The 9,551-nt window shown below is 38.4% G+C and carries 8 protein-coding genes and 1 pseudogene; 2 read left to right on the top strand and 7 right to left on the bottom strand.

The window, feature by feature from the left end; translation table 11 throughout:
* Positions 1–192: 192 nt before the first annotated feature.
* Positions 193–1,314: a ferrochelatase gene (locus IQ228_RS13785; protein ID WP_027403668.1), complete on the top strand. Its 1,122-nt coding sequence runs from the start codon at positions 193–195 to the stop codon at positions 1,312–1,314.
* A gap of 83 nt (positions 1,315–1,397) precedes the next feature.
* Here IQ228_RS13785 and IQ228_RS13790 read toward each other — a convergent pair whose 3' ends face one another.
* The 7 genes from IQ228_RS13790 to IQ228_RS13820 form a co-directional block, all read right to left on the bottom strand.
* Entirely contained in the window at positions 1,398–2,048 is a 651-nt protein-coding gene (locus IQ228_RS13790) for a Uma2 family endonuclease (protein ID WP_193963176.1), read from the bottom strand.
* 5 nt (positions 2,049–2,053) lie between these two features.
* Positions 2,054–2,509, bottom strand: coding sequence for a DUF29 domain-containing protein (locus tag IQ228_RS13795; RefSeq protein ID WP_193963178.1), 456 nt, complete (start codon positions 2,507–2,509; stop codon positions 2,054–2,056).
* Between the two features lie 62 nt (positions 2,510–2,571).
* Entirely contained in the window at positions 2,572–5,433 is a 2,862-nt protein-coding gene (locus IQ228_RS13800) for a zinc-dependent metalloprotease (protein ID WP_193963180.1), read from the bottom strand.
* 159 nt (positions 5,434–5,592) lie between these two features.
* Positions 5,593–7,653: a ribonuclease R family protein gene (locus IQ228_RS13805; protein WP_193963183.1), complete on the bottom strand. Its 2,061-nt coding sequence runs from the start codon at positions 7,651–7,653 to the stop codon at positions 5,593–5,595.
* A gap of 292 nt (positions 7,654–7,945) precedes the next feature.
* A complete protein-coding gene (rpsR, locus tag IQ228_RS13810) occupies positions 7,946–8,161 on the bottom strand; it encodes a 30S ribosomal protein S18 (RefSeq protein ID WP_027403663.1) in 216 nt (71 codons plus the stop codon).
* Between the two features lie 2 nt (positions 8,162–8,163).
* Positions 8,164–8,358: a 50S ribosomal protein L33 gene (rpmG, locus tag IQ228_RS13815; RefSeq protein WP_010998585.1), complete on the bottom strand. Its 195-nt coding sequence runs from the start codon at positions 8,356–8,358 to the stop codon at positions 8,164–8,166.
* 47 nt (positions 8,359–8,405) lie between these two features.
* Complete coding sequence (locus IQ228_RS13820) at positions 8,406–8,960, bottom strand: RDD family protein (protein ID WP_027403662.1); 555 nt, start codon at positions 8,958–8,960, stop codon at positions 8,406–8,408.
* A 311-nt stretch (positions 8,961–9,271) separates the two neighbouring features.
* Between IQ228_RS13820 and IQ228_RS13825 the strand changes: the two are divergent.
* Positions 9,272–9,551, top strand: a pseudogene (locus tag IQ228_RS13825) (hypothetical protein); the annotation flags it as partial.

Below are 9,551 nucleotides of genomic sequence, written 5' to 3' on the forward strand. Positions count from 1 at the left end.
TTATAAGAGACAGGAGTAGGGGGTAGGGAGCTTTTTGTACAGGTTAATTTATGGGTGTAGATGTAGATGTGTATTTTTGTTTTTATTTTTATCCCATCCCCCTGGATAGGATATTATGCTACAAATTGATAGAGATAATCTAGTAATTGTCTAGGCTTGTCTCTCTGTTTTGGTTATCTTGAGGAACTCATTGTGGTTGCAACCCCCGAAAAACTGCACGCTACCCATAGCCACGATCATCTACCCAGTAAAGACCGTGTAGCCGTGTTACTTATGGGCTATGGCGAAGTTGAAAGCTATGAAGATTTTGCTAACTATAACGAACAAGCTTTAAATTTACTGACGGCTAAATTCGCTCCTGTTCCCACTTGGATTTATCCCCCTTTAGCAAAGCTTTTGGCATTATTCGATCGTCATGAATGGGGACACACGCATCATGATTTTATTTCCCCTCATAATGCCATTTTTGAAAGACAAAGAGCGGGTATTGAACACGAATTACAACATAAATGGGGTAATAGTGTTCAAGTTTTTAAAGCTTTTAACTTCTGCGCTCCTTTTTTACCAAACCAAGTTTTAGCCGAAATTAAAGATCAAGGCTTTAGCAAACTGCTGATTTATCCATTATTGGTTGTTGATTCCATTTTTACCAGTGGTATTGCGATTGAACAGGTGAATAATGCCCTGGTAGAATTAGCTGATGGTGATGAACATTGGATTAAAGCCCAAAAATATATTCCCTCGTTCTACAATGAGCCAAAATATATTGATTTAATGGCGCATTTGGTAGAAGAAAAAATTCATACTGATTTGGCTACAGGTTATTTACCTTCGCAAATTGGGATTATCTTGATGAATCATGGTTGTCCCCACAAAGCGAAAGGCTTTACTTCTGGGATTGATGAAAGTCAAGCCATGTATGAATTAGTCAGAAATAAGTTAATTAACAATTACCCGTTAATTTCTGTGGGTTGGTTAAACCATGATACCCCATTAATTGAATGGACTCAACCCAATGCTACCCAAGCTGCTCAAAATTTGATTCAATTGGGTGCAAAGGTATTGCTATTTATGCCCATTGGTTTCGCTACAGAAAATCATGAAACTTTGTTAGATGTACATCACATTATTCATGATTTGGAAAAACAACATCCAGATGTAGATTATTTACAAATGGCTTGTGTTAATGATGATCCACAATTTTTAGCGATGGTTGCTGAATGGGCAAATTCACATATTGCAGAGTTGATGGAAACTGAAGGTATGGCTGTTAATTCCCAATCAGCTATTACTCATCATCATCATCATCATTAAGTAGGGGTTGCTGAATAAGTCTTCTAGTAAAGGGAGGTGACAGGCACTTGTGCAAAATTAACAATGCCCCAAACTGCCAAAATTCAAGCCTCCTTTTGCTGAAACTGGTTCAATAACCAAGCACCAACTTCAGATTGACTCATTTCACGACTACGGCGTAAAGCTTCCTCTAAAATTGCAATTGCCAAACCAGGAAATACCTGTGATTCTCGAATACGTTTACTACCTTGATCTGCCATAGCATAAGCGATGATTTGGGCATTTTGGACATCTACTACCCAATATTCAGCAACACCCAAATCTTCGTAGAGCGATCGCTTTGTCCCCAAATCATCAAGGAGAGATGTTTTCGCAATCTCAATCACCAAATCTGGTGCAGGATACAGATCAAGTTTGATAATACCTGTACCAGTGGGGATAGATTGGGCGCGTTCTCGCAAGTAATACGCCACATCAGGCTGACAGTCCTGAATACCAGTTTTACGAAAAGTAGTGGTGTCTAAACCTGTAGCTAGAATCCCTCTAATTGTCGCAAATAGAGTTACCGCAAAAATAATTACAACATGATCTTTACCGTGATCAAAACTAACTGGTGCCATTTCCAGCCTCATATACCCTTTGTAGTAGTAACTCTTCGCTTTTTCGTTGGGCAAATTGATAATTATCTGCTCATAATCTGCCCAAGAAGCGTAAATCCATGTATCTGTGGGTAACTGGGTTTGTAACTCAATCATTTTCTTCAATCTGGGAAAAAGTCAGATTTCATCACTGCATCAATATCAAAAGGAGATTCAACCGGAAAAACACCAAGAGATAAACCAGTTTCCGATGATGCTAAATCTCTAGCTTTTTGATAACATTCATTAAATACTTCTAAAAAATAATTCTTTAAACTAGGACTATCAGCAAAATCATCCTCTAAGCGGTTGCGATGTTCCTTAATGGTTGTGCGCCAACTATTCGTCCGTTTATCTGGTTGATACTGCCATTTTAACAGGTGCATCAACAAAATTCGTAAATTACTTTTAACTGATTTCTTATCATTATTTCCCATACTTGCTACTTCAGCAATTAGATTTTTAATATCTAATTCATCAAATCTTTTTTGTTGCAATAATTCAATAGTTGAATTAATCCATAAATTAAAGTCTTCATCATAGAGAACAGGAGATGAGGTGGTTAATATAGTTTTCATAAATACCTCTTGTTGTTCACATAAATTACTCCAACTTACCCGATTATAACGCTACGTCCAGACTAATTTCCTAGCAATGGTGCATTTAAGGTTTTCTCAATGCGATCGCGTGTTTCTAATAAGAAAGCCTGAGTATATTCATCTTCAGAACCCACCCGTTTTAATTTACTATTTAACTGCTTGAGTTTATACCAAGCTAAAGTTCGGGCATCTTCAGGAACAGATTCTTTTCGCAATACCATTCCCATCATTATTTCCAGGTATTCCCGTTGTAAACCTCTCCGCAAACTAGAAATTTGTAATTTACCTTGGGGTTGCAGAACTTCCGACCAAATCCCAGATTGTAAAGTATCAAATAATTCTGGCAATGTGAGAGATTTTCCTGGTTCACTTTTTAATTCTAAATCCTTGAGACGAGTGAGGCGATCGCTTGCCAATAAATCCCGCAACACGGCAGTCTGCACCAACAACACTAAATCATGAATCGGATAATCTAACCGTCCTTGCTGAACACTAGTCCCCCAATGTAACCACCGCGAAGGTACTAACTTATTCAGTAATTCCGGCGGAAATTTCAAAGCATCTTCCGCAAAAACATACTTTTGCATTGTCATCAATGCTTGTCGCTGTTGTTCTACCGGCACAGGAACAAATGGTAATTGTCCTTTAGTATCACTTGGTTTAACTCGGTAAAAAGACTGACCACCAATATATTTACTGGTATAGTATAAATTCCGTAAATAATTCCTCAAAATACTATTGAAACGCTCTTCTACATCGCTGGAACTCTCTTCATCTATAGTATATCCCTGATTTAATCGTTCCCACATCCGCCGCGCATTAGCCAATTGTGACTGAGAATAAACCAATACATTACCACTATGATCCCAAGGATTCACAGTGGGATCACTATTAGATAAATCCTCATCAGGAGCATAACTCAATTCCCGTTGATTAGATTGTCCTGCAATTGCCGCTAAAAACGACTTTTCTCCCAGGGTAGTTGTTGCTTGACTAGGACTATAACCATACTCAATTGCCCATTCATCATAAAGTCCCACCTGATTGGGAAAATAATCTCCCTGCTTGACACCATCAGGAGCAATATTAGGAGGAATATAATCCATAACCGATGCTGTCATCCCTTTAGTCCGGGTAATTTCTGGATTATTCATCTCAACAGGAGAGAGTAAGGTACTACCCCGGAAATTATGCCGCAGACCCAAAGTATGACCAACTTCATGGGTAATAATTAAACGTAAATATTGATGGATATAATCTTTTAACTGCTTTGGACTTGGTGGACTATTTCCCAACATAGACATTGCCAAAGAACCAAAAGCTAACTGATTAGATGCTTCCATGCCGTAGCATAAATCATAATCTGTCGCCAGTTTAGACAAATTGCCTAATGATTTGGGAGATTTTTGATTACCTTTGTCACACAAACGCCCATTGTTAACTAATGCTGATAAAGAAGTGCGAGTTTGTGAATTTTGAGGTTGAATAATTTGCCGATAATCATTTTTTAACAACCGGACAAAACTACCATCAATCAAAATATCCGCATCCAGAATTTCCCCAGTTAAGGGATTAACACGGGATGGACCCATCGCAAAAAAACCATCCACAGTATTAATCCAACGGATAGTATTATAGCGAATATCAGCCGGGTCCCAAGTAGCATTATCGGGCATTTGTTGGACTTGAATAGCATCCTTAAATCCCGCTTTCAAAAAGGCTTGATTCCACATCAAAACTCCCTCTTTGATAGCATCACGATATTCTAGAGGCACAGCATTATCAATCCAAAAAACAATCGGTTTTTTCGGTGGAGAAATTGCGGCTGTAGGATCTTGTTTTTCTAAATTCCAGCGATTAATATAACGAACAAAAGGATCTCTCCGTTCATCTTTAGATAAATCTTGATAAGCTGTGAGGAAATAACCTACCCGTTCATCAGCTAACCGAGGTTGATATTTACTTTTTGGTAATTCCGATAAACTATAATGCACTTTTAAGGTAAAAGCGCGACTATCAGGTAAAACATCCGAATTATTGCCTTCATACTTACCCGCATTAGCAAAATTGAAAATCGCTTCAAGTTCTAAATTACTGGGAAATACTTTTGCATTACCAAGATAAGCTTGTTCAGGACTAGCAGCTAATTCTAAATTAGTAGCTAATCCGGCTAAATCTGTAAGTAATAAATCACCTAAATCAATAATGATGGTTTTTCTTTCTGAATGAATACTTTTAATAGGAATAGTATAAAGCACAGAATCACTAAATGATCTAGCTACTGATTTGGCTTGGGGATCTCCCTCACGAGTCCGAAAATTGACATTACGAACCACAAACTGGATTTGGTTATCTATCTTTTGAAAATAGAATAAAAAGTCTTGTAATGGCATTCCACTATAAATACCCTTTTCACCAATTCCAGATTCCAAAGTTGAGTTTGCTAAAAAATTTTTTTTGAGTTGTTCCGGTCTAATTTCTAGATAGATTTTATTTTTATGCTTATGACGATAAATAGTAAAGATTCCCTCTAATTTTTGGGTATCCTTAGTAACTTCCGCAAAATCTTCTAATTCATCTTCCTTCGGTGATTTAGATTCAGGTTTAGTTTTTGGTTTCTCTGTTTCCTTATTAACTTGGAGAAAAGGTTGTTTTCCAACTTCCTTTAAATCTTTAAATACCCAAACAAAATTTTGTTGTTTGACCTGTTGATTCTCATCAATAACTGCTATTTTTGAATGTGGTAGTTTTAATTGTTGTAAAATTTCATCCACATTAGGGGTTTTTCTTTCTATTTCTATATCTGAATTACGATGATTATTTATTAATGATTGAGCGTTAGCAGTTCCTATAGACACAAATAGACTATTTAAAAAAATGAGAGATAAAGTAAATTTATTCATTCCCAAAGTCCCTAATAATTATTGCTTGATAGAAGGATGAAATTCAAACTCTTACTCTCTGCGACTCTGCGCCTCTGCGTGAGATATTATTTGAAAGGTTTTTGGCGAATATAATATGACTGCGCCACGCCAAAGGCGAACGCCTTAATCAGCAACGCCCTAATTTGTAATTGATTGGGCTTCCTGATACATAATTTCTTGGAAGTGAATCATATCTTTTTGGGGGTCAGCCAAACTAACTTTCACTAATAAATTTTCTCCTAAATTAACAGAACGGCGGAAAGACATAGGCAACTGTAAACCTAAATCTTCTAATAAAATTAATGCTAAATTGCTATCTTCTCGTAACCACATTAATACAGTCACCTGCCAAACTTGTTCAGGATGACGACGTAAATATTCTAAGGCGTAATATCTATTTGTTTGTCGTTCCACCATTGTTGCTTCCTGGGTAGTACTCATGACTGTCATCATCACTTCTTTGAGTTGTTCAGCAGAGAAAGGTAAACCTTCACCGCGTAAATGTGCTTTCAGTTGGAAGTGGGTGAGTAAGTCGCTGTAACGACGAATGGGAGAGGTAGCTTGAGTGTAGGTATCTAAACCTAACCCAGCATGACGCACCGGTGTAATGCTCATTTCGCTCTTAGGCATACAGCGACGCATGGCACAGGAACGGACAAAACCAGCGGGAAGTTGCAGTAATTCTTCGTCTGGTGGTAATTCTGGTTGAGGTTGACCGCGAAAGGGGAGAGGGATATTATGGGTTTGACCATAACGCGCTGCTACTTCGCCGGCGAGAATCATCATTTCTGCTACTAATTGGCGGGATGAAGAATCATCTAAAACATCAATATTAATATTATCGTCTTTGACTTTGATCGTCGCTTCGGGCATATTGATACTGATAGCACCTTGACCATAACGCCAATTTTTGCGGATTTTTGCCCAATTAGCGATCGCCTCAATTTCCGGTTCAGCCTGTACTCCCAACTCCAACATCTCATCAACATCCTCGTAGGTGAGACGATAGGTAGGCTTGATCAAACCAGCGTGGATAGAATAATCCTCCACAGCCCCAACTGCATCTAAAATCACCCCAAAGCTGAGGGCGCAACAGACCTTCCCCTGTACCAAACTCATGGGACCTGTAGCCAACACCTCTGGAAACATTGGAATCATCCCTGTCGGTAAATAAACCGTACTCCCGCGTTTTCTGGCTTCCAAATCCAACTCATCATCTGGCATTAATAACCGAGTGGGATCAGCTATATGCACCCATAACCGTTCCTTCCCATCTGGTAATACCTCCCAACTCAAACCATCGTCTATTTCCGTCGTGCTTTCATCATCAATGGTGTACACCTTGAGATGTGTAAGATCGAGACGGTTTGTGTCCAAATCTGTAGGAGGAAAATCCAAACGTTTTTGCGCCACTTCTAATACCTTTTGCGGAAATTGAACGGAGATTGATGAACGGCGCAGAAACAGATTCTCATGGGAAGTCCACCAACCCAAATCTATCAAAAGTTGAAATGCCGCCTGGGGCGTAGCAGAACGTCCCAGCATATTCATAGTTTCTAACACTGGGGCTGAAGGCGGACAAGCACGAGCTAAAGAGTCGTAATTTACCTTGAGCATGACAACATCAGCTAACAAAGTCGCATACTTTTCTATAGCTTCTAAGCGTTGGCGGTCTAGTCGTTGCCATTCTACTACTTGTCCCTGAAGTGCCTGTTCTACACGGGCTAAAAATTCCTGCTGTCCCCTGGCTTTTTGGGATTCTACTTCGATCTGGTGTTTGCGTTCTGCTACTTGTGCCGTGCTGCGGGGTTCGTAAGCGTCTCCTTTCTGTTTGAAATAGAGTTTATCCTCCGATAACAAACAATGGGCTGCATAACACTGAGGAAGCGTGGATTCCGAAAATAATATATTTGCCAATTGGCTAGGAGTGACAGTTTCTCCATCTTCAATGAGTAGTTCCCACGCTATTTCTAGACTTGATGGATCTAGATAAGGTTGGACTTGACTTAAGAAATCAGCGATTTCGCCTGGTTTATAGGTTTGTCCATTCACTGTGTAGGTAAATTGGCGAGGTGCAAGACTGTGAGATTGACCCCGTTCATCTACTACAAACCAACGAGTTTTACCGTCTGGACGATCTACCACTCCTAGACGGCGATCGCTTTGAACCCTAAATTCAACTAACGTCCCCTTATCCACAACTGTCGCACTTTAATATTTTTAGATTTTTAGACTGGAGATTGCGGATTAAATAACGGGTATTTAATCCTTTATTTAATAATTTCCTATGAAGAATGCTATCACCTTTGACAATTTCATTCTCAAATTTAGCGATATCGTACCATTTTTGAGAATGAATTAATTAAATGTTTTTGGCAATTTCCTAACATTAAAATATTAAATTTTAGATTTTGGACTCAAAGTAACTGGGCAATATCCATGCAACTGCTACTTTTTTTGGATAATCCAAAATCCAAAATCCAAAATATTCTTAACCTTCGGCGTTAATGAAGGGTAACAAAGCCACAATCCGGGCGCGTTTAATGGCTAAAGTCAGGGCCCGTTGTTGCTGACAGGTTAAACCAGTGATTCTCCGAGGCAAAATCTTACCACGTTCGGTAAGAAACTTCCGCAACAAATCTACATCTTTGTAATCAATGGCATCTCCGGGCTTAATTGGAGAAAGGCGACGACGGTAGTAACTCATTCTTACTTAATTTCCTTGTGAACTGTGTGTTTATTGCAGTGGGTACAGAACTTTTTCAGTTCTAAACGGTTGGTTGTGTTCCTACGGTTCTTGGTACTGGTATAACGAGATACACCAGGAGAACGTTTATCTGGATTTGTCCGACACTCGGTGCATTCTAGTGTCACTATTATGCGCGCACCTTTACTTTTAGCCATAATCTTACAAACTGTAAAGCCTGGAGGATAATTAACACAAATGGTTATTATCTCATATTTCGGGGAAATTTTGCAACTAACCGTTTAATTTTTATATCTAATGAATAACCTCGACGGGAAGAAACTATAACCGTCCGAAAAAAGCGGTCATGGAAAGCCTGACGCATCTGAGTATCAGATAAAGCCGCACCTCCGTCAATGATTAAGGGAAGCAATAATACAACAGCAGCGGGATTGAGGATGATATTCCCCAGAAAAATGGATAATAATAAGCTAGAAAAGCAAATAATCCCTTCTCGCAGCAACAATGTCTGAAATTGAGGGATTCTGTTGACTATTTCCCTATTTACGACTTCTAGGATCTTTAAATCAAATGCCCAACGTCCTAAACTTTGTCCCTGATTGTTGTAAACTACGACTACGCGAAAAATTAACCAAGCAAAAATAAACACAAAGATTTGGGCAAATTGAATACCAATTTCATTACTTCTCACTATAGAACTCAGTAACCATGCACCGAAAAAGTCCATAGCTAAAGCCATTCCTCGACGAGTAAGATCCCCTTTGGGGTAGTGTCTTTGATTTACCTTAACAAGAGTCATACCCTTTACCTCGCTAGTGGTATAATTGTAGATTTATTGAGGCTGTATCCAATTTTGATTCCCTGGGATAAACAATACAACAAATAGTTGATTCTGATACGGCATTTATATTTAAATTAAGAGATAATAATTAAATCAGATTGCAGATTAATAAGGTACAGAATCTAAATTCAAAACCAGACAACAAGCTATTTTTACACCTGACTCCTGAATTCTGCTGTAGATCTTCAATTAATCTTGATGACCATCTGACACAAAATTAACAATTAGTTTCATAACTAATAACTAATAACTAATTAGGTCTTGTTCTGATGTCAAATATTTACAATACCCAAGAGTTAATTCAGATTTTGGCAATCGAACGCCAAGCTTGCTTAAAAGGAGAAAGGTTAAAGTTAGATATAACTGTTGCTAGTAATCCTGTTATAGATCCGTTTATTAAAACCGACGGAGTACAAAGATTCACAGCTTACCAAGATTTTAAAGCCTCTATTCATGAATATCAACGAGAAAATCAAGTTTCTGGAATTATCTGGAAAGATATTCATATTAAAGGTAAAAATCTCCATTATCCAGAAATTGATCCAGAAT

This window comes from Dolichospermum sp. LEGE 00246 (assembly GCF_015207865.1).
Classification (GTDB): domain Bacteria; phylum Cyanobacteriota; class Cyanobacteriia; order Cyanobacteriales; family Nostocaceae; genus Dolichospermum; species Dolichospermum heterosporum.